24 protein-coding genes and 1 other RNA gene are annotated in these 22,377 nt (G+C 58.2%); 12 read left to right on the forward strand and 13 right to left on the reverse strand.

Translation table 11 applies throughout. The annotated features are described in order from the left end of the window. The first annotated feature begins 47 nt into the window (after positions 1-47). From ACR0DS_RS02230 to ACR0DS_RS02245, 4 genes are all read left to right on the forward strand, one after another. Positions 48-1,820: an SLC13 family permease gene (locus ACR0DS_RS02230; protein ID WP_480557639.1), complete on the forward strand. Its 1,773-nt coding sequence runs from the start codon at positions 48-50 to the stop codon at positions 1,818-1,820. A gap of 16 nt (positions 1,821-1,836) precedes the next feature. Continuing rightward, a complete protein-coding gene (locus ACR0DS_RS02235; protein WP_480557641.1) occupies positions 1,837-2,571 on the forward strand; it encodes a glutamine amidotransferase in 735 nt (244 codons plus the stop codon). Positions 2,572-2,638: 67 nt separating this feature from the next. Then, positions 2,639-2,764, forward strand: coding sequence for a hypothetical protein (locus ACR0DS_RS02240; RefSeq protein WP_480557642.1), 126 nt, complete (start codon positions 2,639-2,641; stop codon positions 2,762-2,764). A gap of 11 nt (positions 2,765-2,775) precedes the next feature. Then, complete coding sequence (locus ACR0DS_RS02245) at positions 2,776-4,437, forward strand: FAD-binding dehydrogenase (protein WP_480557644.1); 1,662 nt, start codon at positions 2,776-2,778, stop codon at positions 4,435-4,437. A gap of 13 nt (positions 4,438-4,450) precedes the next feature. On the opposite strand, the gene ACR0DS_RS02250 is transcribed toward ACR0DS_RS02245, so the two are convergent. The 3 genes from ACR0DS_RS02250 to ACR0DS_RS02260 form a co-directional block, all read right to left on the reverse strand. Then, the gene (locus ACR0DS_RS02250; protein ID WP_480557646.1) at positions 4,451-5,188 is read right to left on the reverse strand and encodes a YbaY family lipoprotein; all 738 of its coding nucleotides are present in this window, start codon (positions 5,186-5,188) and stop codon (positions 4,451-4,453) included. Between the two features lie 96 nt (positions 5,189-5,284). Next, complete coding sequence (locus ACR0DS_RS02255; RefSeq protein ID WP_480557648.1) at positions 5,285-7,063, reverse strand: SLC13 family permease; 1,779 nt, start codon at positions 7,061-7,063, stop codon at positions 5,285-5,287. Between the two features lie 87 nt (positions 7,064-7,150). Next, positions 7,151-7,966 (reverse strand): TIGR00282 family metallophosphoesterase, encoded by an 816-nt coding sequence (locus tag ACR0DS_RS02260; RefSeq protein WP_209504607.1) that lies wholly within the window; start codon positions 7,964-7,966, stop codon positions 7,151-7,153. Positions 7,967-8,114: 148 nt separating this feature from the next. Between ACR0DS_RS02260 and ACR0DS_RS02265 the strand changes: the two genes are divergently transcribed. Beyond that, positions 8,115-8,324, forward strand: a complete 210-nt coding sequence (locus tag ACR0DS_RS02265) for a putative hemolysin (RefSeq protein WP_480557649.1) — start codon at positions 8,115-8,117, stop codon at positions 8,322-8,324. A 3-nt stretch (positions 8,325-8,327) separates the two neighbouring features. On the opposite strand, the gene ACR0DS_RS02270 is transcribed toward ACR0DS_RS02265, so the two are convergent. Further along, positions 8,328-8,885, reverse strand: coding sequence for a 5-formyltetrahydrofolate cyclo-ligase (locus ACR0DS_RS02270; RefSeq protein WP_480557651.1), 558 nt, complete (start codon positions 8,883-8,885; stop codon positions 8,328-8,330). Beyond that, entirely contained in the window at positions 8,882-10,276 is a 1,395-nt protein-coding gene (gene mgtE / locus ACR0DS_RS02275) for a magnesium transporter (RefSeq protein WP_480557653.1), read from the reverse strand. Before mgtE ends, ACR0DS_RS02270 begins: the two co-directional genes overlap by 4 nt. A 139-nt stretch (positions 10,277-10,415) precedes the next feature. Between mgtE and guaD the strand changes: the two genes are divergently transcribed. Then, entirely contained in the window at positions 10,416-11,702 is a 1,287-nt protein-coding gene (gene guaD / locus ACR0DS_RS02280) for a guanine deaminase (RefSeq protein WP_480557655.1), read from the forward strand. Here guaD and ACR0DS_RS02285 read toward each other — a convergent pair. The 3 genes from ACR0DS_RS02285 to ACR0DS_RS02295 form a co-directional block, all read right to left on the reverse strand. Then, the gene (locus ACR0DS_RS02285; protein ID WP_480557657.1) at positions 11,699-13,033 is read right to left on the reverse strand and encodes an 8-oxoguanine deaminase; all 1,335 of its coding nucleotides are present in this window, start codon (positions 13,031-13,033) and stop codon (positions 11,699-11,701) included. The two genes, guaD and ACR0DS_RS02285, sit on opposite strands and share 4 nt — an antisense overlap. 114 nt (positions 13,034-13,147) lie before the next feature. Further along, positions 13,148-13,939, reverse strand: a complete 792-nt coding sequence (gene hisN, locus ACR0DS_RS02290) for a histidinol-phosphatase (RefSeq protein WP_480545776.1) — start codon at positions 13,937-13,939, stop codon at positions 13,148-13,150. A 45-nt stretch (positions 13,940-13,984) separates the two neighbouring features. After that, positions 13,985-14,356: a helix-turn-helix domain-containing protein gene (locus tag ACR0DS_RS02295; RefSeq protein WP_267365354.1), complete on the reverse strand. Its 372-nt coding sequence runs from the start codon at positions 14,354-14,356 to the stop codon at positions 13,985-13,987. A 340-nt stretch (positions 14,357-14,696) separates the two neighbouring features. Here ACR0DS_RS02295 and ACR0DS_RS02300 point away from each other — a divergent pair, with 340 nt between their 5' ends. Further along, positions 14,697-15,653: an NADPH:quinone oxidoreductase family protein gene (locus ACR0DS_RS02300; RefSeq protein WP_480557659.1), complete on the forward strand. Its 957-nt coding sequence runs from the start codon at positions 14,697-14,699 to the stop codon at positions 15,651-15,653. Positions 15,654-15,659: 6 nt separating this feature from the next. Here the strand turns inward: ACR0DS_RS02300 and ACR0DS_RS02305 are convergent, their stop codons facing one another. Beyond that, on the reverse strand, positions 15,660-16,541 hold the full coding sequence (locus ACR0DS_RS02305; protein ID WP_480516174.1) for a LysR family transcriptional regulator: 882 nt from the start codon (positions 16,539-16,541) through the stop codon (positions 15,660-15,662). Between the two features lie 127 nt (positions 16,542-16,668). Between ACR0DS_RS02305 and ACR0DS_RS02310 the strand changes: the two genes are divergently transcribed. Together ACR0DS_RS02310 and ACR0DS_RS02315 are read left to right on the forward strand one after the other, a co-directional pair. Then, positions 16,669-16,878 carry a DUF1127 domain-containing protein gene (locus tag ACR0DS_RS02310; protein ID WP_267367668.1) on the forward strand — a complete coding sequence of 70 codons (210 nt, stop codon included), beginning with the start codon at positions 16,669-16,671 and terminating at the stop codon, positions 16,876-16,878. A gap of 183 nt (positions 16,879-17,061) precedes the next feature. Then, complete coding sequence (locus ACR0DS_RS02315; RefSeq protein WP_209504618.1) at positions 17,062-17,838, forward strand: Bax inhibitor-1/YccA family protein; 777 nt, start codon at positions 17,062-17,064, stop codon at positions 17,836-17,838. Positions 17,839-18,022: 184 nt separating this feature from the next. On the opposite strand, the gene ACR0DS_RS02320 is transcribed toward ACR0DS_RS02315, so the two are convergent. The 3 genes from ACR0DS_RS02320 to ACR0DS_RS02330 form a co-directional block, all read right to left on the reverse strand. Then, the gene (locus ACR0DS_RS02320) at positions 18,023-18,529 is read right to left on the reverse strand and encodes a hypothetical protein (RefSeq protein ID WP_209504619.1); all 507 of its coding nucleotides are present in this window, start codon (positions 18,527-18,529) and stop codon (positions 18,023-18,025) included. A 216-nt stretch (positions 18,530-18,745) separates the two neighbouring features. Then, on the reverse strand, positions 18,746-18,913 hold the full coding sequence (gene rpmG / locus ACR0DS_RS02325; protein ID WP_037309480.1) for a 50S ribosomal protein L33: 168 nt from the start codon (positions 18,911-18,913) through the stop codon (positions 18,746-18,748). Positions 18,914-19,040: 127 nt separating this feature from the next. Further along, complete coding sequence (locus ACR0DS_RS02330) at positions 19,041-19,748, reverse strand: DUF533 domain-containing protein (protein ID WP_209504620.1); 708 nt, start codon at positions 19,746-19,748, stop codon at positions 19,041-19,043. 278 nt (positions 19,749-20,026) lie between these two features. Here ACR0DS_RS02330 and ACR0DS_RS02335 point away from each other — a divergent pair, with 278 nt between their 5' ends. From ACR0DS_RS02335 to ACR0DS_RS02345, 3 genes are all read left to right on the forward strand, one after another. Next, positions 20,027-20,662: a DUF1326 domain-containing protein gene (locus tag ACR0DS_RS02335; RefSeq protein ID WP_480482006.1), complete on the forward strand. Its 636-nt coding sequence runs from the start codon at positions 20,027-20,029 to the stop codon at positions 20,660-20,662. A 14-nt stretch (positions 20,663-20,676) separates the two neighbouring features. Then, the gene (locus tag ACR0DS_RS02340; protein WP_480557661.1) at positions 20,677-21,519 is read left to right on the forward strand and encodes a DUF2182 domain-containing protein; all 843 of its coding nucleotides are present in this window, start codon (positions 20,677-20,679) and stop codon (positions 21,517-21,519) included. 66 nt (positions 21,520-21,585) lie between these two features. After that, positions 21,586-21,918, forward strand: coding sequence for a GYD domain-containing protein (locus ACR0DS_RS02345; RefSeq protein ID WP_209504623.1), 333 nt, complete (start codon positions 21,586-21,588; stop codon positions 21,916-21,918). Positions 21,919-21,924: 6 nt separating this feature from the next. On the opposite strand, the gene rnpB is transcribed toward ACR0DS_RS02345, so the two are convergent. Next, positions 21,925-22,322, reverse strand: an RNA gene (rnpB, locus tag ACR0DS_RS02350) — RNase P RNA component class A. Positions 22,323-22,377 lie beyond the last annotated feature (55 nt).

Below are 22,377 nucleotides of genomic sequence, written 5' to 3' on the forward strand. Positions count from 1 at the left end.
TCAAGAGAGCGGCTTGCGACGACCTCACCGCCTTGTATGGTGACGGCATGACGACAGATCAGATCATACTTTTTGCCCTTTTCATCACTGTCTTCGGAATGCTGCTTTGGGGTCGGTTTCGATACGATCTTGTGGCTTTTGCCGCGCTTATGATCGGCGTCGTTCTGGGTGTTGTGCCGGTGGGTGGCGCCTTTGCGGGCTTTGGCCACCCGGCGACCATTATCGTCGCGCTGGTGCTTGTGGTCTCTGCCGGTTTGGTCAGGTCGGGAGCGGTCTTTCTGATCACCCGCACTCTGGTTGATGCGTCACGGGGGCTGGGCGCGCATATCGCCCTGATGGGCGGGATCAGTGCGATTCTGTCGGCCTTCATGAACAATGTCGCGGCGCTTGCCCTGCTGATGCCCGTGGATATTCAGACCGCGCGCAAAGCGGGTCGGCCCCCGGGTCTGTCCCTGATGCCCCTGAGCTTTGCCACCATTCTGGGGGGCATGGTCACCCTGATCGGCACCCCGCCGAATATCATCATCGCCTCGATCCGGCAGGAAACACTGGGTGAGCCGTTTCACATGTTCGATTTCGCCCCTGTTGGTGGAATTGCAGCGATTGCCGGTCTGGCATTTGTCGCGCTGATCGGATGGCGATTGATCCCCAATCGCGGCGTACAACAAGAAACATCCGAGGTGCTGGCCGAATACATTGCCGAACTGACGATCCCGCCGGGCTCTGCACATATCGGTAAACGGGTCAGCGAACTTTATGAAACGGCCGAAAAATCCGACGTGGCTATCATCGGCCTGATCCGGGATGGGAAACGGCGATATGGCCGGTCAACCGATGCCACACTGAACGATGGCGACGCGCTGGTACTGGAAGCGCGCCCGGAGGCGCTGGACGAGTTCCGTTCAGCGCTGAAACTGGATTTCTCGGACACACGACGGCAAGAGCTGCTGACTGCCGAGGGCGAAGGTCTGGAAGTAATCGAAGTGGTCGTTCCCGAAAGCGCGCGCATAACCGGCCGTACTGCGCAGGGTATTGGACTGGCCTGGCGCCAAAGTACCGTCCTGATGGGCATCTCGCGTCAGGGTCGTCAGATCACCGAACAGGTTCGCAAGACCGAGGTTCAACCGGGAGACATCCTGCTGCTGCTTTGCCCCCGTGATCGCAGCGCCGACGTGACAGAATGGCTGGGTTGTCTGCCTCTGGCCGAGCGCGGTTTGAACGTGACGGCAAACGACAAGGCCTGGTTGGCCATCGGTCTGTTTGCCGCTGCCGTTTTCGCGGCCAGTGTCGGATTGATTTACCTTCCAGTCGCATTGGGTCTTGTCGTCATTGCCTATGTGCTGACCAAGGTCATGCCAATCACGGAGATCTATAACCATATCGAATGGCCCGTTGTTGTACTGCTGGGTTCGATGATCCCTCTGGGCAGCGCTTTGGAAACATCCGGCGGCACCGAGCTGATTGCCAATGCGCTGATCCAGCTGACCAACGGCCTGCCTGCATGGGCGATCCTGACCGTACTGATGGTTGTGACGATGACCTTGTCGGATGTCCTGAACAACACCGCCACCGCCATCGTCGCGGCCCCGGTGGGCATCCAGATGGCCCAAACGCTCGGGGTGTCGCCCGACCCGTTCCTGATGACCGTGGCCGTTGCGGCCTCGGCTGCGTTCCTGACGCCTATCGGTCACAAGAACAACACGCTGGTTCTGGGCCCCGGCGGCTATCATTTTGGCGACTACTGGCGCATGGGCCTGCCGCTGGAGGCTCTGATCATCGCGGTTTCCGTCCCCGCCATCCTTGTCTTTTGGCCGCTGTGACGGGTAAAGGCTGATCATGAAACGCTTTTTGATCCTGCAACTGCGCCCGGAAACGGATGCCTCCGACGCAGAATTTGCTTCGATCCTGAACCGCAGCGGGTTGTCGCCCGAACGCACGCATCGCATCCGTCTGGATCGCGAAGACCTGCCAGAAGGGCTGAAAGTCGCGGACTATGCGGGGGTAATTGTAGGCGGTGGGCCGGGATGCGTCAGTGATGACCCCGCAACCAAATCCGCGACGGATGCGCGGATCGAAGCCGCAATCCTGGGTTTGATGCCGCAGATTACCGCGCAGGATCATCCCTTCATGGGGTGCTGCTATGGCCTTGGTATTCTGGCGGTACATTTGGATGGCAACGTCAGCAAAGCCCGGTATGGCGAGCCTGTGGGACCGTCCAGGTGCCGCCTGACCCCCGAAGGACAACAAGACCCATTGACCGCAGAATTGGACGCCACCTTTGATGCGTTTGTTGGCCACAAAGAAGCGGTTCAAACCCTGCCCGAGGGCTGCGTTCACCTTGTTGCGTCCGACCCCTGCCCGTTTCAGATGATCCGCTGGGGCCGGAACGTCTATGCCACTCAGTTCCATCCGGAAGCCGATGCCAAAGACTTTGAACAGCGCATCAACATCTACAGGAACCACGGTTACTTCCCGCCCGAAGACGCGCAGAAACTGATCGACCACTGCCATTCGGCAGAGGTTACGCAGCCCGGCGAAATCCTGCGCCGTTTCGTCCAGCGATACGAGTGACCCAACGGCGCGGTTGCCTGCGCCATTCCGCCTCGCTTAGGCTGATCTGACTCAACTTTGCGAGGGGATGATTGCGGATCATCAGGTTGCCATTGCCGGCCGCCTTGTTTTGCTGGCACTGCTTTCGGCCATCTTTGGCATCATATTGCCTGCCGTGGATCTGCCGTTCACCGCATTGTTCCGCCGCCGCTGAAAGGAGTGTTCATGACAAACAATACTGCAGATGCGATTATCGTCGGTTCCGGGTTGGCCGGGCTGGCCGCTGCGGCGGAACTGGGCGACCGGGGCAAGAAGGTGATCATTGTCGATCAGGAACCCGAAAGCTTTCTGGGTGGTCAGGCGTTCTGGAGCCTTGGCGGACTGTTCATGGTCGACACCCCCGAACAGCGCCGCATGGGTATACGCGACAGCCACGATCTGGCGTTGCGCGACTGGATGGGCAGCGCACAGTTTGACCGTGACGAAGACGCATGGCCCCGCAAATGGGCCGAAGCCTATATCGAGTTTGCGGCTGGCGAGATGCGTCCATGGCTGCACGAAATGGGCCTGCGCTGGTTTCCGGTCGTTGGCTGGGCCGAACGTGGCGGGTCTTATGCGACGGGGCACGGCAACTCGGTCCCGCGCTTTCACATCACATGGGGCACCGGCCCCGGCGTTCTTGAACACTTCATCCGACGTGTCCGCGACCATGTCAGCGCCGGATTGATCCAGATGAAGTTCCGCCACCAGGTCAGCCATATCATCATGCAGAACGGAACCGCCAAAGGCGTTTCCGGAGAAATTCTGGCCGATGACACCTCCCGGCGCGGCGGCAAAACCAACCGTGATGAGGTTGGCGAGTTCGAAGTTTATGCCCCGTCGATCATCGTCACGTCCGGCGGTATTGGTGGCAATTTTGATATGGTGCGTCAAAATTGGCCCCGGGACCGTTTGGGTGAGCCACCAAAAGATATGGTTGCAGGGGTGCCCTTTCACGTCGATGGCCGCATGATCGCAATCAGCGAAAAAGCGGGCGGCCATGTCATCAACGGTGATCGGATGTGGCACTACACCGAAGGCGTGCGCAACTGGGACCCGATCTGGCCCGCCCACGGCATTCGTATCCTGCCCGGCCCAAGTTCAATGTGGTTTGACGCCAGAGGTAACCGCCTTGCTCCGCCGTGCCTGCCGGGGTTCGACACATTGGGGACACTGCGTGAGATCCTGAAAACCGGGTATGAATACAGCTGGTTCGTTCTGACCCAGAAGGTGATCAAAAAGGAATTTGCGCTGTCTGGGTCGGAACAAAACCCCGACTTCACTTCGGGCAGCTGGAAAGAGGTAATCCGCCAACGCATTCTGTCAGGTTCCAGCGCAACCGCCCCGGTCGAGGCGTTCAAGGAAAAGGGTGAGGATTTTGTTGTTGCCAACACGCTGACTGAACTGGTCAACGGCATGAACCATCTGGGCGACACTCCGATAGACGAGGCTCATCTGCGTGCCCAGATCGAAGCCCGGGATTTGCAGGTCGACAACCCCTTTTCGAAAGACGCGCAGATGATGGCGATCCTTGCCGCGCGCAATTATCGCGGAGATAAACTGATCCGCACAGCCAAACCGCATAAGTTTCTGGATCCGGCCAACGGCCCGCTTATTGCCGTCAAGCTGCATATCCTGACACGCAAATCTCTGGGTGGGTTGCAGACCAATCTGGACAGTCAGATGATTGGATCAGATGGCAATGTCGTGCCGGGCCTGTTCGCTGCTGGTGAAGTCGCCGGATTCGGCGGTGGCGGCTATCACGGCTACAACGCGCTGGAGGGCACATTCCTGGGCGGCTGCATCTTTTCCGGTCGCAATGCCGGGCGTTCAAGGGCCGTCGCCTGACGCACTTTCCCTGTTACTTGCGCACCAGTTTGATCACCGGTTGGCCCTGCGCATCTAGCAGAGCCAGAGCGTTGCCCTGCATCGCGAATGTCGTGACGTTCTGCAAGGCTTGCAGGAATTGCCGCTCAACCGCGTCCAGCGGGGGCGGGCACGCCATGAGTGTTGCAGCCATGTTGTCTGGAAACGCAATGCGATTACCGGAAATCTCGGCCTGACCGCTGAACCGGTTGCAGCCGCTGCTTCCTGAAAAAACCCCATCCTGACCAAATACAAGCTCGGGGCGTTTCTCGGATTCGACAGGCGCACCATTCAGGCCCGAGGCGGCCCATTGGGTGTTGTCCAGCGTTGCCGCCCCCTGCCCCTGGACCTGAACCAACAGAAGATCAGCGGCATTTTCTGCCCCATTCGTCAGAACCGGGTACACAGTATCTGTGGTGAACAGCAAGTTTTGCCCCTGCATCACTGAAGCCCGCACGCCATAGCGATGAGCATCCATGATCAGCGCGTCGTCATAGGTCAATTTGAACTGCGCGGGCACCCCGCTCAGCGCATACCGTTGCGCGGCAAGAGTGACAGCGGGGGCATCGGCCAGCGAGATATCCTGAAGCTCAACATAAAGGGTTGCGTCCGGTGGCAGTGCAATGCGCTCTCGGTACGTTGCGGTCCCTTCAACAATACCGGCAATAGCGACACTGCTTAAAGCTGCCCAAGTTGCTGCACCCGCCCATATTGCGCGACCCAAATGCTGCATCGGTCAAATCCTTTTGCAAACCCTCTTCGCAAAAGATCGTGTGCCCTTGGGTCTTTGCAAGATGTGCTTCGCCAAAGTGGCGATTCTGCGCCGAAATCACAAAGGCCAGATCAATGGAATAAGAAGGGATGCCAACAATCCGACCGTCAGGTTAAGCGGAACACCCACCTTCATGAAATCGGTGAACCTGTAGCCGCCAGGGCCGTAGACCATCATGTTGGTCTGGTACCCGATCGGTGTTGCAAAGGACGCCGAAGCCGCGACCATAACCGCAACCACCAACGGGCGCGGGTCCATTCCGACGGCCTGGGCCAGCCCGATGGCTATAGGCGTGACCACAACTGCGACCGCATTGTTGGAAACCAGTTCGGTCAGCACCGAAGTCAGCAGATAGATCGCCCAGATGATCAGGAACGGCGGCAAAGCGCTTAGTCCCGGCGCCACGGCCTCGACAATCAGTGAAACCGCGCCAGAGCTGTCCAGTGACGCACCGATGGCGAGCATCGCAAAGATCAGCGCCAACAGGCGACCTTCGACAAACGAAAACGCCTCGTCCGCATCGATGCAACGGGTCAGAAGAACCACGGCTACGGCCACAATCGACAACAGCAGGATCGGCGCGACACCCAATGCCGCCAAGACGACGATCCCGACCAGCGCGCCAATTGCAATCGGTGCATGACTGCGACGGAAGGCGCGTGCAGAGGGCTGGCTGACATCCACCATGTCCATGTCCGCGGCAAGGCGCTGGATATCTGCCGGGGCGCCCTCCAGCAGTAATGTATCCCCTACCCGAACCACCAGATCATCCAACTGGCGACCGATATTCTGATTGCGACGGTGAACGGCCAGCACATAGACACCATACCGACGCCGAAGTCGCATCATTCCAAGGGTCCGACCCACCAAACGGCATCCGGGTGTGATCAGCACCTCGACCGTCTTGGTCTCGACAGCAGAAACCTGATCCACACGCTTCAGCTCTTTGTTGCTCTGTAGGCTCAGAAGTTCGGTCATCTCGGTGCGCAGAACCACGCGGTCACCGACCTGCAATTCAACGCCCTTCAGATTGCGCCGCAGCGATTCATCGCCCCGGACCACATCGATCAGACGCACGCCGGGACGTTTGAACAACTGAACGCCGGTCACTTCACGCCCGATCAGGTTGCTGTCGGGCGGAATGACCGCTTCGGTGAAAAACTTCATTCTGGACCGGTCGCTGAGCAGCGAGGCCATGCTGTCCCGCTCGGGCAGTAATCTGGGGGCGATGAAGCGCAGATAGACCATGCCGTAGATCACCAGTGCAATCCCCAGCGGCGTGACCTCGAATATCGTGAATGCTTTCATCCCCTGCGCGCGGGCCACACCATCCACCAGCAGGTTGGTGGACGTTCCGATCAATGTCAGTGTCCCGCCAAGAATGGCGGCATAGCTGAGCGGAATTAGCAGCTTTGACGCGGGAACGTTCAGGGTGCGGGCGATCTGAACAAAGACCGGGATCATGACCACAACAACGGGCGTGTTAGACACAAAAGCCGAGGCCAGAACGACAAACCCCATCAGCAATCCGATGGCAATGCGCGGGTTGACCTGCGCCTGCCTTTGCGCGGTCGACGTGAAGGCGTCCAAGGCCCCGGTCCGCACCAAGGCCCCCATGATGATGAACATCGCCCCAATCGTCCAGGGCGCGGGATTGGACAAGACCGCCAGCGCGCTTTGATAGGGCAATATCCCTGTGACCAGCATCAGTGAGACACCGCCGATGGCCACGACCTCGGTCGGATAAACCTCGCGCAGGAACATGACGAACATGCTCGCAACAATCAGCAGCGCCAGAATTGCGCTGCCCGTCTCTGTCAGTGAAAGGAAATTCATTCGTGGTATTCTGTCCGAACCCTGGCCCAAGCGCCTGATGACATGCAGTTTCACGCATTGCGCGTGGCAGGGCAAGCCCGACGTTCGTTAATCAGGCCCGGCTTGTTCCAAACGCCCACCAACGCGCACCATGCGAACAGATTTGGCCTGACCGTCGCGATCATCCGTTTCGACGAACACTCCGCTCAGCGTGGCCTCGCCATTGGCAGGGGTAAACCGGGTCTTGGGCATCCCGGTTATGAACCGGCGCATCGGTTCCTGCTTGTCCATACCAATGACCGAGTCATAGTCGCCGCACATGCCCGCATCCGTCAGATAGCCTGTGCCGCCCGGCAGAATCTGCGAATCCGCTGTCGGTACATGGGTATGTGTGCCCACCACAAGGCTGGCGCGCTTGTCGCAATAGTGACCCATGGCCATCTTCTCGGACGTCGCCTCACAATGCATATCGACAATGATGGCTTGTGCCTGCCCGCCCCTGGGGTGCGATTTCAGGATGGGCTCTATGGCCGAGAACGGGTCGTCGAATGGCCGTTTCATAAAGACCTGCCCCAACACCTGCACCACCAGAACCTTGCGCCCTCCGGGTGCGTTGAACAGCCGGTGCCCCCGCCCCGGCGCGCCCTTGGCATAGTTCACCGGGCGCACGATGCGCTGTTCTTTCTCGATATATTGCAGCATGTCTTTCTGGTCGAACGCATGGTCGCCCAATGTCAGGCAATCTGCACCGGCATCCAGCAGCAGCTTGGCGTGATCGCCGCTCAACCCCATGCCGTTCGACGCGTTTTCGCCATTGACCACAACGAAATCCAGCCGCCATTCGTCGCGCAGGCGCGGCAAATGTTGCTGAACGGCCGCGCGCCCCGCGCGCCCCATGACATCACCAAGAAACAAAATCCTCATGATCCGGGTCGTAGGGGCTGTGCTGGGCAATAACAAGGCGGAACCGTGAAATTTAAGTTGAGCCCGAACTTGAAATTGCTTGCAGGCGTGGCAAAGTCTTAGCCATGCGCTTATATCAAAAGGATATGTTGTGAAGTTATTGGCAATATTGACAGTCGGCCTTGTGGTCGCTTCGGGCGTTATGGCGCAAGGCACAAAGACATCCATGCCCAATCCCGCGGCAACCTTTTGCGTCGAGAATGATGGAGTTTACCAACTTCGGAAGAACGAAGACGGAAGCGTCTTTGGTGTCTGCATCCTGAAGGACGGCACGGAAGTGGATGCCTGGGACTATTTACGCAGCCACTTTCAGCAATGAGGCTTAGAACGTCAGCACCCGGCTTTCCGTGACAACCATGTCCAGCGGCTGATCGGTCGGCTCCAGCGGCAGATCCTGCGCCTCTTGCGCGTCAAAAGCGAAACCGATTGCCAGTGTCGCGCGCTTGCCTCGCAATCCTTCCAGCGTGCGGTCATAAAATCCACCGCCATATCCCAGACGCCCGCCGTTGGCATCAAAAGCCACTAGCGGCACGATCAGGATCTCGGGGTCGAAATAGTCATCGACCTCGGGCACTCTGGCACCGAATGGGCCGTCTTTCAGCGGTCCTTCCGGCGTCCAGCGCGAAAATTTCAGCGGTTTTCCAGCGGCTTGGATCACTGGAACACCAACAGGCCCATAAGCCGAAGCTTCAGCCATGGCGGATACCGGGTCGATCTCGGTCCGGATCGGCATGTAGCCTGACAAGGGCACACCGCGATAACCCGCCAGAACCTCGGACAAACGTCCGGCTGCACCGGGAACACGCGTGTCGAACGCGACCTTGCGGCGCGCAAACGCCGCTTTGCGTGCAGCTGCTTTGATTTCAGTCAGATCGGTCACAATAGCACCACACTGGCTAGCCCAAGAAAGATGAAGAACCCCATGACATCGGTTGTGGTTGTCACAAAGGTTCCTGACGCCAGAGCCGGGTCAATTCCCAGACGATCCAGCACTACCGGTACTACCGTACCTGCAAAGCCCGCGATGATCATGTTCACGACCAAGGCTGACCCAATCACGACACCCAGCCAAGGTGAACCGAACCACAGCATCCCCACGGTCCCCAGTACAATGGCAAAACAGAGCCCGTTCAACATGCCCACCAGCAGTTCCCGCCTGATTACGCGCATCACGTTTGAATTGGTCAGGTCGCGCGTCGCCAGTGCGCGCACTGCAACGGTTAGCGACTGAGTACCCGCATTGCCCCCCATGGATGCAACAATCGGCATCAGGATGGCCAGCGCGACAAGCTGGTCAATAGCCGCCGCAAATTGTGAGATTACCAACGAAGCACAGATTGCCGTGCACAGGTTTACCGCCAGCCAGGGCAACCGTCGCCGACTGGTCGCCGCGACACTGTCGGACAGAGAGCTTTCGTCGCTCACACCGGCAAGGCGCAGGATGTCTTCTTCGTGCTCTTCATCCAGAACGACCATCGCGTCATCGATGGTGATCACACCAACCAGGCGCCCATCGGCATCCACCACGGGGGCCGAGATCAGGTGATACTGGTTGAAGGCGTAAGCCACGTCCTCCTCGTCCTGATCAACGGGGATGATGTGAAACTCCTCTTCCGCCAGATCGCGCAACGGCACCTCACGACGGGACGCCATCAGCTTGCCCAATGTCACCTGCGCTGTTGGTTTCAGGCGCGGATCGACCAGAACAACATGATAGAACTGCTCGGGCAGATCGTCATTGGCACGCATGAAGTCGATGGCCTGACCGACGGTCCAATGCTCGGGTGCCATGACGACCTCGCGCTGCATCAAACGACCAGCCGAACTCTCGGGGTAAGCCAGCGCCTGTTGCGCCGCTAGCCGCTCGGAATCTTCGAGCGCGTCCAGAATGGCTTCCTGCTGCGGTTCCTCAAGATCTTCCAGAAGGTCAACGACGTCGTCGCTTTCCATCTCGCGCACGGCTTCCGCCAGAACCTCGGGGGTCAGGACGGCGATGATTTCCTCGCGGACCGCTTCGTCCAGTTCAGACAGGATGTCGCCGTCAAATTCCTTATCATAAAGCCGGATCAGCCGGGCCCGGTCATAAGGATTGATCTGCTCCAAAAGGTCAGCGATATCGGCCGCGTGCAGCGGCTCCATCAGCTCAATCAGCTTGTCGCGATCATCCACATCAACCGCATAAAGGATCGCCGCCACGGTCCGGCGATCCAGCGCATACGCGTCTTCGTCCTGGGGCAGATCGTGTTCGGCTTGGTTATTGCCTGTCGTCATGCGCTGCCCCCTTCTTTCGGCGATTGGCCCCTAAATAGAAGAAGCAGCTACCAGAAAACAATGACAATGCGCCGATTTACCCACTTCTTTCGTCTGCCTATGCTACAGCGCGGTCCCAAACAGGTGGAGAACAGGGCAAATGGCGCAAAAGACGCTTTTGAAAGGGCGCGTTCTGAGTTTCACAGGCTCACCCTTTGACGGAGAGCCAACCGAAGCGACCCGGCTGGACGAAGCGGTCGTGATTGACAAAGGACGCGTTGCCGATGTCGGCGCGTCCGATGCGCTGATGCGGCGTCACCCTGATGCCGTCATCAAGGACCATGGCAATCACCTGATCATTGCGGGTTTCGTTGACCCGCATGTGCACTATCCACAGACGGCCATGATTGCCAGTTGGGGTAAGCGGTTGATCGACTGGCTGAACACCTACACCTTCCCCGAAGAGATGAAGTTTGGTGATCCTGAATACGCCTCTGAAATCGCCAACCGTTATCTGGATCTGACTGCCGCCCATGGCACCACGACGATGTGCAGTTTTTGCACCATCCACCCCGAAAGCGTGGATGCCTTTTTCACTGCCGCGCAGCAACGGGGACAGCGCGTGGTCGCGGGCAAGACCTGCATGGATCGCAATGCGCCTGAAGGTCTGCGTGACACGGCCCAGACCGCCTATGACCAATCTGCCGCGCTGCTTGAGAAATGGCACCGTGTCGACCGCCTGTCCTATGCCATCACGCCCCGGTTTTCACCTACGTCCACCCCTGAACAGCTTGAGGCCATGGGCGCGCTTTGGGCGGAACATCCCCATTGCCTGATGCAAACACACCTGAGCGAGCAGACAGACGAAATCGAGTGGGTTCGCTCCCTGTTCCCCGATGCGCGGGACTATCTGGACACTTACGAAAAGTTCGGGCTGCTGGGACAGAACGGACTTTATGGGCATGTCATCCATCTGGAAGACCGGGAACGCGATCGTCTGCGCGAGGTTGATGCGTCGCTGATCCACTGCCCCACCTCGAACACCTTCATCGGGTCGGGTCTGTTCGACATGAACGGCTTGACCCACGATGGCCACCGGATCGGTTTGGCAACGGATACCGGTGGCGGATCAAGTTTTTCAATGCTTCGCACCATGGCTGCCGCATATGAAATCGGTCAGTTGCGTGGGCGCCCCCTGCATCCGGCGCAATTGCTGTGGCTGGGTACAGTCGGGTCGGCGCGCAGCCTACGGATGGATGATTGCATCGGCAACATTGCTCCGGGAATGGAGGCGGATCTGGTCGTGATTGATCTCGCCTCGACCCCGGCCATCGCCCAGCGCGAAGCTCGCGCAAACGATGTTTGGGAGGCCATCTTCCCGACCATCATGATGGGTGATGATCGGGCTGTGGCCGAGGTCTGGATCGGTGGGCGGCAGGCCGCTTAGGCCTGCAACTCCTTGGCAAGACTGTTTTGACGCTCAATCACGCGGGGCAGGTCAATCGTCGTGATATGCCCGTCCCGCACGATCTGGCGGCCTTCGACAAACAGGTGCTTTACCTGCATCGGACCTGCAAGAAGCAGAGCTGCCGGGTCCCAACTGCCTGCGCTTTCGATACAGCGCATATCCCAAACAGCGACATCCGCACGTTTTCCCGGCATAAGCCGCCCGCAATCGGGACGCCCCAGCACATCGGCCCCGCCACGTGTCGCAATCTCCAACGCTTCACGGGCCGACATCGCATCTGCCCCATTGACCACCCGCTGCAACAGCAGCGCCTGCCTAGCCTCAAGCATCAGATTGCCGTTGTCATTACTTGCCGAACCATCAGCGCCGAGACCCACCTTTACCCCCGCATCGCGCATCGCCCGCACCGGCGCGATGCCTGATCCCAGACGGCAGTTCGAACATGGGCAATGAGCGACACCAGTTTTCGTACGTGAAAACAGATCAATCTCGGCCCCGTCCAACTTGACACAATGGGCGTGCCACACATCCGGGCCAGTCCAACCCAGATCTTCGGCGTATTGACCGGGCCGACAACCGAACTGAGCCTGTGAATAGGCGATATCTTCATCGTTTTCAGCCAGATGCGTATGCAACATCACACCTTTGTCCCGTGCCAGAAGGGCTGCATCTCGCATCAGGTCCCGGCTGACGGAAAACGGTGAACACGGGGAAAGACCTACGCGGCACATCGACCCTTCTGACGGATCGTGAAATGCATCCACGACGCGGATCATGTCGTCCAGAATGGCAGTTTCTTCTTCCACCAGACTGTCCGGAGGCAGGCCGCCATCGCTTTCACCAATGCTCATCGCGCCACGTGTCGGGTGAAATCGCATCCCCAACTCGGATGCGGCAGCAATCGTGTCCTCCAGCCGCGAACCATTGGGATAGAGGTACAGGTGATCAGAACTGAGCGTACAGCCTGACAGCGCCAGCTCTGCCAAACCGATCTGGGCCGAGGTGAACATCTCGTCTGGTCCGAACTTCGCCCAAATCGGATAGAGTGTCTGAAGCCACCCGAACAGCAATGCATCCTGCCCGCCCGGCACCGCGCGGGTCAACGTTTGGTAAAGATGGTGATGGGTGTTCACTAACCCGGGTGTCACCAGACAGCCCGAAACATCGTGAACCTCGCCTTGTGTTTGCAATCCGTGCCCGATCCCCGCGATCTGGCCGTCGCGGATCAGAATGTCCGCCGCGGGGAGTTCCTGCCGGGACTCGTCCATCGTCAGGATCAGATCAGCGTTTTTGAGTAGGATTTCTGTCATGTCGCGCTCCTGCATCTGCCCGTCTCTTGCAAGGAGTGCGAAGGTCGGCGGAAAACGGGCTCAAGAACCGACCGGGTATTATGTACCCGCCATCGGGATCTGCGACAACAGGTTTCAGAACCGACGCAGGATCTGAAGTGCCTCTGCATGTATTTCTGCGTTGGCTGCGGCCAATGCTCGACCGCCCTCATGCGCCGGGCCGCCTTGCCAATCGGTCACAATTCCGCCTGCCGCCTGAATAACCGCGATAGGGGCCTGAATGTCATATGAGTTCAGCCCTGCTTCGATCACCAGATCTGCTTGCCCTGCGGCCAACAAGGCATAAGCGTAGCAGTCCATTCCATATCGAGTCAGTTGCACCTGCTCCGACACGGCCTGAAACCCGGCCCGGTCATCCGGGGTGCCGACTTCAGGAAAAGTGGTGAACAGCGTCGCCTGCGCCAGAGATTTCGTCCCCCGTGTTTGCAGCTTTCTGGTCCCCTGTGGCCCTGTAAGCTGCGCACCAGCTGTCGATCCGACAAAGCGTTCGCCAATGTAGGGCTGATCAATCACCCCCATGATCGGCCCGTCTGCTGTGCTGAGCGCGATCAGAACGCCCCAGGTTGGTGTGCCACTGATAAACCCGCGCGTGCCGTCGATGGGGTCCAGAACCCAGGTTCGGCCACTGCTGCCCTTGTGCGCACCGTATTCTTCACCCAATACGCCATCTTCAGGGCGCAATCGGGACAGCACCTCTCGCATGGCTTTTTCAGCGGCCCGATCCGCTACGGTGACGGGGTCAAACCCTTCGGTCAGCTTGTTCGCAGTTTCCAGATTGGTCTGACGGAAAAAAGGAAGAATGGCCGCGCGTGCCGCTTCGGCCATTTCTTCTGCAATTTCAATGTCGCTTAAACTCGCCGGATGCATGGCACTCTGGTGCGGGCATTACCTGACAAAGTCAAGCCGGTCTGATCAGGCGACGTCGCTGAGGACACGTGCAAGTTCAAACAGGCGGCGGCGCTGGTTTTCCGGAATTGCGTAGTAAGAGCGAACTAGATCCAGGGCTTCTTTATCGCCCATCAGATCGGCTGGAACAGATTTCTTTTCCGCGCTGCTTTTCTGGGCCTCTTCCAGACCTTCAAAGAAGAAGCTGACCGGTACGTCCAATGCCTCGGCAATGTCCCACAGGCGGGACGCGCTGATTCGGTTGGCTCCGGTCTCATATTTCTGGATTTGCTGAAACTTGATACCAACTTGCTGCGCCAATTGTTGCTGGGTCATCCCAATCAGCCAGCGGCGATGCCGAACGCGCTTGCCCACATGGACATCGACGTGATGAGTCATTGGTATTCTCCTCTACTACACACACATTTGTACGGGATCGTGCGACGTCCGAGATCGCAATACCAATAGGGGCTTCCTTAACCGCCCCCAGATCCGGACTGTGCCGTCCCCCGTTACCAGCACTGCTTGCCAATATTGCCGGTTTTGAATTTTTTTTCAAGCTGGTTGAGTCGATCCCCCCTCACAAGGGCTGTGGTTGTATGCGTCAAATGCCCTGCCCGCTGTTCGCGTGGCCCGGCTGGACATGCGACAGATTTTCAGGCGTTTCATGACGCCGCGCATAAGGAATTGACATCTCGCACAGCTCACGTGCCTATGCCCCAAGCACGTGAGGAACCAAATGAAGGCCTATTGTATTAGATCTGACGGGGCAGTTGCCCAGCTGTGCGATGTACCGAAACCCGAGCCGGGTGAGGGTCAGGTACGGGTTGCGATCAAAGCCTGCGGGTTGAATTTCGCTGATCTGCTGATGCAGAAAGGCACGTATCAGGATACACCGCCTGCGCCGTTTACTTTGGGTATGGAAGTAGCCGGTGTCGTGGATGCCATCGGTCCAGGTGTGTCCACCCTGAAACCGGGCGACCGGATCGCCGTCTATTCCGGTCAGGGCGGTCTGGCAGAATATGGCGTTTTCGACGCCGATCGCGCGATCCCGCTGCCGGACACGACCCGTTTCGAAGACGCCGCAGCGATCCAGATAGCCTATGGCACCAGTCACATGGCCCTTGACCACCGTGCCCGGCTGCAACCCGGCGAAACGCTTCTGGTCACCGGCGCAGCAGGCGGTGTTGGGCTGACCGCGGTTGAAATCGGCAAGCTCATGGGTGCCACCGTCATCGCACAGGCCCGCGGCCCTGAAAAGCTGGCCGTTGCCCGCACCGCAGGGGCCGATCACCTGATTGATGCCGCAGAGGATCTAAGGGCTCGGGTCAGATCGCTTGGCGGCGCGGATGTCGTTTATGACGCAATCGGCGGCGATGTGTTCAAGGCGGCCTTCCGCGCCACCAATCCCGAAGGCCGCCTGCTGCCCATCGGGTTTGCCGGCGGGGAAGTTCCGCAAATCCCCGCCAATCATCTGCTGGTCAAGAACCTGACCGTGATCGGCTTTTACATTGGCGGGTATCTGAAATTCCGGCCAGAAGCCGTACGCGAAAGTTTTGACACCCTTTTCCGCTGGCACACCGAGGGCCGCATCAATCCACACATCAGCCACGTCTTGCCTCTTGATGAGGTCGCGCAGGCCATGCGGTTGCTGAAAGAGCGAAAATCGACAGGCAAAATTGTGATCACCCCCTGACCGCAATCAGCCCACCACGGCGCGCAGCTGTGTCCCCCCAAGCAGGCGAAAGTTCTGACGCACTAACTGCGCCAGCGCTTCGACAACCGCGTCTCGACCCGGCTCTCCACCATACAGGTTGATCATATGCGCAGGCAGGTCCGGTAGCGCACCGCCGCCTTCGATCTGTTCAAGATGTGCGGCTTCGGTACCTTCCAGTGCCGCATACACTGCCAGATCAGCGCTGACCGTGGCCTCGATTGTGCGGTCGTTTTCAGTTTCCACCGACAGCTCCCAGGGGATACCGGCCGCATCCAGCGCCGATATCACCTGTGGTCGAAACAAGCAGCGACGTCCAAGTGCCAAAGGCAGCGGACGCTTACGCCAGGCCGACCCGCCCGGCGCACCTATCCAGCGCAAGGGCAGCTCTGCAATGGTTTCCGCACCGTCCACCGACGACGGTTCCGTGGTCAGGATCACGTCACATTCGCCGCGTTTGTACATCTCTTTCAATTGCAATGAATAAGACGACACCAACTGAACTCGGACTCGCGGGAAATCCGCGTTGAACCGTTGCAGGACCCGTGGGATGGCCGGGTAAACTATGTCGTGAGGAACCCCCAATACCACCTCACCTTCAAAGGCCTGATCGGTCAGTTTCGAGATGACCTCATCATTCAACGCGATCATACGGCGCGCATAAGCCAGCAATTGTTCACCGGACGCGGTCAGGGCAATCGTTCTGCCACTGCGGTCCAACAGCTGAAGGCCAAGCAGCTCCTCCAGCCGTTTCAACTGCATCGAGACCGCAGATTGCGTCAGATGCAGGAAACCTGCAGCGCGCGTCACCCCACCCTGATCCGCCACAGCAACAAATGAACGCAGGGTTGTGATGTCCAGATTCCGCATCTTCACAATTCCTTATGGGTTCCATCAAAAATATTCGTTTTTAAAATATGTCATACTCTCCCATATCAATCAAGGAAATTGATGAAGACATGAAAAACCATCGAAAAAAGACGAAAGGACAATAAATATGACCCAAATTGCCATTCATCGCCCTTGCAAGCCCCAAAAGCAATCGCTCGGCACTATCATCAGGCGTGCTGTTTCCCTGAAGCGTCAACGCCGCCAACTGGCACGGCTTGATGACCGCGCCCTTCAGGACATCGGAGTCTCCAGATCAGAGGCTGATGCCGAAGCCAGCCGTTTCGTCTGGGACGCGCCGGAATTCTGGCAGAAGTGATGCAAAATCAAATAGTAACTTCATGAGTGGCGGTCGGCTGATGCGGACCGTCACTTTTGTTGCGTAAATTAGTTGGTTTTCCGCGGTAAATACTTGAAACACAGCCCTGAGTTGCCGATATTTGCCTAGAACGCTTCCCGCACAGCCGGGGGGCTTAATAATTATGTAAAGGGAGACCCTTTGATGGCACAATTCGACACGATCCGGACGGCGGCCGGCGCGCGCGCTGCCGAGATTGATGAGGGCCTGCGCGCCCATATGAACAAAGTCTATGGCACTATGTCCGTAGGCATGCTGATCACATTCGCAGCAGCCTGGGCCATCGCAGGCCTGGCAACCACAAGCGATCCGTCAGCCGCAGCAGCACAGTTGAATGCCGACACCTATCTGACATCGCTGGGCTATAGCATTTACGCGTCGCCCCTGCGCTGGGTCATCATGTTTGCACCTCTGCTGTTTGTCTTCGGCTTCAGCGCCGGGATCAACCGTATGTCGGCGGCTGCCGCACAGCTGGTGTTCTACGTTTTTGCGGCGGTGATGGGCGTTTCGATCAGCTGGATCTTCCTTGTTTTCACCGGTGAGTCGGTCATTCAGGTCTTCCTGATCACCGCAATCGCGTTTGCGGGCCTGTCCCTGTATGGTTACACAACCAAGAAAGACTTGTCCGCCATGGGCACTTTCCTGATGATGGGCCTGATCGGCCTGATCGTCGCGATGGTTGTGAACATCTTTCTGGCGTCTTCGGCCGTTGCCTTTGCAATCTCGGCCATCGGTGTTCTGATCTTCGCGGGCCTGACCGCCTATGACACCCAAAATATCAAGAACACATACCTGCAAATGGCCCATAGTGGCGATCAGGAATGGCTGGGCAAGGCCGCTATCATGGGCGCGTTGAACCTGTACCTGGACTTCATCAACCTGTTCATGTTCCTGCTGCAATTCTTGGGTAACCGCGAGTAACTGCAAACCAACGTAAGGGAAAGGCCGGTCATCAGACCGGCCTTTTTTCGTTTAGAACCAACTGATGATCGCGCTTGCCCGGTACATGAATCCTGGCGGACAAAGCTACGGCGTCCGCGCGTACCCAGATAAGAAAAGCCCCCACCAGATCGGCGAGGGCTTGATACATCAGAAGGTATGAGACTTAGCTGCAGTTCAACGGCACCGCAAAGCCCGAACTACGCTCGGACGTGCCTTTGCGGAACACATCACCAGCAGGCAGGCACCCGGTAAAACGCTCGGCCTCTTGCGCAAAACCAACACCGATCGAGTTATCGACCTTTACGCTGTTCGTCGGCGTGCGAAGGACACCAAACAAGGTTCCGTTGACACTGACGGTGCTCAGGAACAGGTTCGTATCGCTGCCCTGTAGCTGGACCGCATTGTCCGGCGTCCGCCCGCCATTATCGATAGCAACGGCTGCCACCTTGGAGGGGTCCACTTCATCAGCCAATAGAGTAACGGTCTGAAGTTCTGCCAGCTCAGCCGGGACATTCGTTTCAGGCGGCAGAAATGCGACGGCTCCGGGAACGTCGGAAATCGTGCGGGGTTCGCCATCGATTCCGGTAAACCCGACACCTTCACGGTTGAACGGGTCTTCACAAGCCGCCAAAGTCAGAACGGCTATTGTGGATAACAAGATTTTTTTCATGGCGGTCAACATTTTGTGGCGGTTTGCTCAAGCGTACTTGCAGGTCGGCACAAAAAGCAAGCCACAGCCAATGCGATTGCATCGGTGGCTGATGCGCTCCTGCAACGGCCCCAGATGGGCATGTTGACGTAATTGGCGACCAAGCACCGGAATTCAGCACAAAAAAAGGCTCTGCCAAGCAGAGCCTTTTTGGAAAGTCCAAATGGAACGGAAAGATTACTTGATCTTGCCTTCCTTGTACTCGACATGCTTGCGAACGACCGGATCGTATTTACGAATGGTCATTTTCTCGGTCATGGTGCGCGCGTTCTTTTTGGTCACGTAGAAGTGGCCCGTGCCCGCGGTCGAGTTCAGACGGATCTTGATTGTCGTCGGCTTCGCCATGGTTATCTCCTGCGTCCGGAAAGGCAGGGGCCTTTCGGTTGAATTCCTATGAGCGTGCGCTTTTACGCGCTACGCTGTGCATGTCAAGGCCAATCGGACGATCCCAGCCCAGGAATCGGGCACAGATTTAACCCGGTAACGTTGGTGCACCCATATAGCTGTGAATCTGGTCTCTTTCACTGTCCGAAAGACCCAGCGCAGTGGACAATTGCCGCAAATATGCGGCCTCGCGATCGTTGTCCAACCGTATTGCCGCCAGAGATGTCGCATAAATCTGCGTTCTGAGAGGCGCCCCAGAATCAGCTGCCAGGCCCATGACATCGACGGGTGCGTTCAGTTGTTCCTGCACAAATGCGCGTTCCTCGTCACTGATGTCATCGCCCAACTCTCCGAGGATCGTTTCTTTCTCGTGCTCGTCCAGCTCGCCGTCTGCCTTGGCCGCCTGAATCATCGCCCGCAACATGAGCTTGGCCTGAGCTTCCATCGCGGCACCGGCTGGTGTTTCGCCAAACACGGTCTCCATCATGTCGGTGGTCTGCTGACTGCCCGTTCTGGCCGCCCCCTGCATCGCATTCAAAAGCCCGCCAAGACCGGCGGCACCGGCGGAACTGCCCCCCAACCCCATCTTACCCATCATGTCCTGAAGGCCTGTCGCACCTCCGGGAAGGCCGAACTGTTCGGCCATCTTGCCGAGCTGTTCCATACCAAGGCCACCACCTGCGCCTTGCATCATGTCCTGCAAGCCAGCCATTCCGCCCATTTTCTGGTATTTTTCTAGCCCCTTCGCGGCCGCGAATCCAACGGCAACGGACGCAAGTGTCTTCATAAAGCTCATGACAATTCTCCCGGTTTTTCAAAATATGCCCCAATTCTATCAAAGGAATGCAAAGGCGAATACCACGTTCAACCCCCACGGGATTCCGGACTGAATTTCCAAGCCGATGAGGACCAAAAGACAGTGAGTAAGTTTGTACATATCACGATATCGTGATAGGTTTGCCGCAACTGATACGTCCAAGAGGCCAACTTCAGGCTCGACGACCAAGGCAGTGTGAACAGGTAATGCCCGCGCGGAGCAGTGTTGTTTTACGCAGCTTTTCTTGGGGGGCTATCATGACAGAATGGGTTATTCAGGGCGAAGAACTGGCCAATTGTAATTGCAATTTCGGCTGTCCCTGCCAATTCAGCGTTCTTCCATCACACGGAAATTGCGAGGCTGTTGTCGTTTTCGACATCGAAAGCGGGCATTATGGCGATACTGATCTGGCCGGTTTGCGGGCAGCAGGTGTTTATCACTGGCCGGGACCGATCCACGAAGGCAATGGTCAGATGCAACTGATCATTGACGAAAGTGCTACAGCCGAACAGCGCGCAGCATTGCAGGCCATCATGACCGGCGAAGACACCGATGAAATGGCGACCATGTGGTACGTTTACAGTGCGATGGCCCCGACGAAATATGATACGCTTTTTGTCCCAATCGAATTGAACTGGAACCGCGATGATCGTAGCGGCTACGCCAATGTTCCGGGGGTCTTCGACGTCGAGGTCAGCCCGATTCCACATATCGTATCGGGCGCCGCGCACAGGGCATCGATCCAGTTGCCGAACGGCTTTGAGTACCGCCACGCCGAGGCTGCCTCGGGGTCGGCCAAAACAACGGGCGGCGAAATCAGCCTTACCTTTGATGCCACGCACGCCCATCTCGCACATCTGAACCTCTCGGGTCACGGTGTTCTGGGCGCGTAGCCGGAGACCCTCTCATGACCAGACAGAGTGCGACAGCCCCTGCCGGGGCGATTGAGCGGCTGTTGAGGCAGGACAATGCAATCGTGTTGGGCAGCGTCCTTCTGATCATTCTTGCTGCCACCTGGTACACAGTTGCCGGCGTCGGGATGAAAATGTCTGCGGTCGAAATGACCCGCATGGCAGGCCCGGTTGGGGAGCCCATGCAGATGGGTTCCGCAACCGCCTGGAGCCTCGGTTACACTCTGCTCATCTTCCTGATGTGGTGGATCATGATGATTGCCATGATGACCCCAAGTGCCGCGCCAGCCGTGCTTTTGTTTGCAGCGACAAAGCGCATGGGCCCTGAGAAAGACCGCGCCGCAACGTTCGGCCTGTGTTTCCTGTTGGGCTATCTGGTGACCTGGGCTGCGTTCAGCCTGACTGCAACGGCATTGCAGTGGGGGTTGGAACATATCGGGCTGTCGAGCGGGCCGATGATGACAATCCGCTCTGGCCCCTTCGCGGGATGTGTTCTGCTGGCTGCCGGATTCTATCAGTTTTCAAGTTTGAAGAATGCGTGCCTTCGTCACTGCCAGAGCCCTGCAAGGTTTCTGGCCGGTCACAACCGGCCCGGACCCTTCGGCGCACTCAGAACCGGAGCCCTGCACGGCACGTATTGCCTGGGCTGTTGCTGGGCTCTGATGTTGCTGCTTTTCGTCGGTGGAATCATGAACCTCTACTGGATCGTTGGCATTGCCGCCTATGTTGCGCTGGAAAAGCTTCTGCCGACAGCCCGGTGGCTGGTGCCGGTGTCAGGTGTGGCGCTTATCGGCGCAGGTCTTTGGCACATCGCGGCACCGCTGATCTCCGGCATCTGACGCAAGACGGCCCCCGGGGCGGCTGACTGAAAGGCCCTGTGATTTCTCGTTAAAAAGGAGGTACCAATGCCTGTTTTCATTACCTACGCAACTTACTCGCAAGCTGGTGTCAAAGGCATGTTGCAAAAGCCCGAGAACCGAACCGGCCCAGTGAAAGCATTGCTGGAGAAAGTCGGCGGTCGACTGCTGTCCTTCTACATGACAACCGGCAGCAATGACGTGGTCGTGATCAGCGAAGCGCCAGACGGAACAGATGCTGTGGCGGTCGGCATGGCGGTCGCGGCATCGGGTGCGGTCACGAACATAGAAACGGTTCGAGCCTGGACTGCGGACGAGTTCGTTTCGGTCACTGAGAAAGCCGCAAGATTGGCGGGGACCTACACGCCGCCCGGAGGATAAGTAGATACGCGCGGAGGGCCTGTAAGCCGGATCTTGTTCCGGGGTTGCCCCCTTCGATGACCATTCCTCTAGGCCGTGCATTGCTGCACGGCTCAAGCTGCCAACCCGGTCCCTCTCGGCCAAGACGCGCTTAGCGGCGGTATCGGCTTGCGCCGACCGGCCCGCGCGGGGACCCTATTTGGCATTGCTCCCGGTGGGGCTTGCCGTGCCGCCACTGTTGCCAGCGGCGCGGTGGGCTCTTACCCCACCGTTTCACCCTTACCCGGGGCCGAGGCCCTGGGCGGTCTGATTTCTGTGGCGCTTTCCGTCGGGTTGCCCCGCCCGGGCGTTACCCGGCACCGTTGTCTTGTGGAGTCCGGACTTTCCTCTCGGGCATACGCCCCAGCGGCCATCCGGCCCTCCGCGCCTGGGCTGGGTAGGCTTTGCGGTCTGCGGCGTCAAGAGCTGACAGGTCCGAGA

The organism is Ruegeria sp. AF5 (assembly GCF_056541905.1).

Coding starts and splice junctions, on each gene's coding strand:
- rpmG (WP_037309480.1), bottom strand. CDS start 18,913: ATGGCGAAGCCGACGACAATCAAGATCCGTCTGAACTCGACCGCGGGC.
- ACR0DS_RS02295 (WP_267365354.1), bottom strand. CDS start 14,356: ATGACTCATCACGTCGATGTCCATGTGGGCAAGCGCGTTCGGCATCGC.
- mgtE (WP_480557653.1), bottom strand. CDS start 10,276: ATGACGACAGGCAATAACCAAGCCGAACACGATCTGCCCCAGGACGAA.
- ACR0DS_RS02320 (WP_209504619.1), bottom strand. CDS start 18,529: ATGAAAAAAATCTTGTTATCCACAATAGCCGTTCTGACTTTGGCGGCT.
- ACR0DS_RS02305 (WP_480516174.1), bottom strand. CDS start 16,541: ATGCGGAATCTGGACATCACAACCCTGCGTTCATTTGTTGCTGTGGCG.
- ACR0DS_RS02340 (WP_480557661.1), top strand. CDS start 20,677: ATGACCAGACAGAGTGCGACAGCCCCTGCCGGGGCGATTGAGCGGCTG.
- ACR0DS_RS02250 (WP_480557646.1), bottom strand. CDS start 5,188: ATGCAGCATTTGGGTCGCGCAATATGGGCGGGTGCAGCAACTTGGGCA.
- ACR0DS_RS02315 (WP_209504618.1), top strand. CDS start 17,062: ATGGCACAATTCGACACGATCCGGACGGCGGCCGGCGCGCGCGCTGCC.
- ACR0DS_RS02255 (WP_480557648.1), bottom strand. CDS start 7,063: ATGAATTTCCTTTCACTGACAGAGACGGGCAGCGCAATTCTGGCGCTG.
- ACR0DS_RS02330 (WP_209504620.1), bottom strand. CDS start 19,748: ATGAGCTTTATGAAGACACTTGCGTCCGTTGCCGTTGGATTCGCGGCC.
- ACR0DS_RS02300 (WP_480557659.1), top strand. CDS start 14,697: ATGAAGGCCTATTGTATTAGATCTGACGGGGCAGTTGCCCAGCTGTGC.
- ACR0DS_RS02345 (WP_209504623.1), top strand. CDS start 21,586: ATGCCTGTTTTCATTACCTACGCAACTTACTCGCAAGCTGGTGTCAAA.
- ACR0DS_RS02310 (WP_267367668.1), top strand. CDS start 16,669: ATGACCCAAATTGCCATTCATCGCCCTTGCAAGCCCCAAAAGCAATCG.
- ACR0DS_RS02260 (WP_209504607.1), bottom strand. CDS start 7,966: ATGAGGATTTTGTTTCTTGGTGATGTCATGGGGCGCGCGGGGCGCGCG.
- ACR0DS_RS02230 (WP_480557639.1), top strand. CDS start 48: ATGACGACAGATCAGATCATACTTTTTGCCCTTTTCATCACTGTCTTC.
- ACR0DS_RS02235 (WP_480557641.1), top strand. CDS start 1,837: ATGAAACGCTTTTTGATCCTGCAACTGCGCCCGGAAACGGATGCCTCC.
- ACR0DS_RS02245 (WP_480557644.1), top strand. CDS start 2,776: ATGACAAACAATACTGCAGATGCGATTATCGTCGGTTCCGGGTTGGCC.
- ACR0DS_RS02240 (WP_480557642.1), top strand. CDS start 2,639: ATGATTGCGGATCATCAGGTTGCCATTGCCGGCCGCCTTGTTTTGCTG.
- ACR0DS_RS02285 (WP_480557657.1), bottom strand. CDS start 13,033: ATGACAGAAATCCTACTCAAAAACGCTGATCTGATCCTGACGATGGAC.
- ACR0DS_RS02335 (WP_480482006.1), top strand. CDS start 20,027: ATGACAGAATGGGTTATTCAGGGCGAAGAACTGGCCAATTGTAATTGC.
- guaD (WP_480557655.1), top strand. CDS start 10,416: ATGGCGCAAAAGACGCTTTTGAAAGGGCGCGTTCTGAGTTTCACAGGC.
- hisN (WP_480545776.1), bottom strand. CDS start 13,939: ATGCATCCGGCGAGTTTAAGCGACATTGAAATTGCAGAAGAAATGGCC.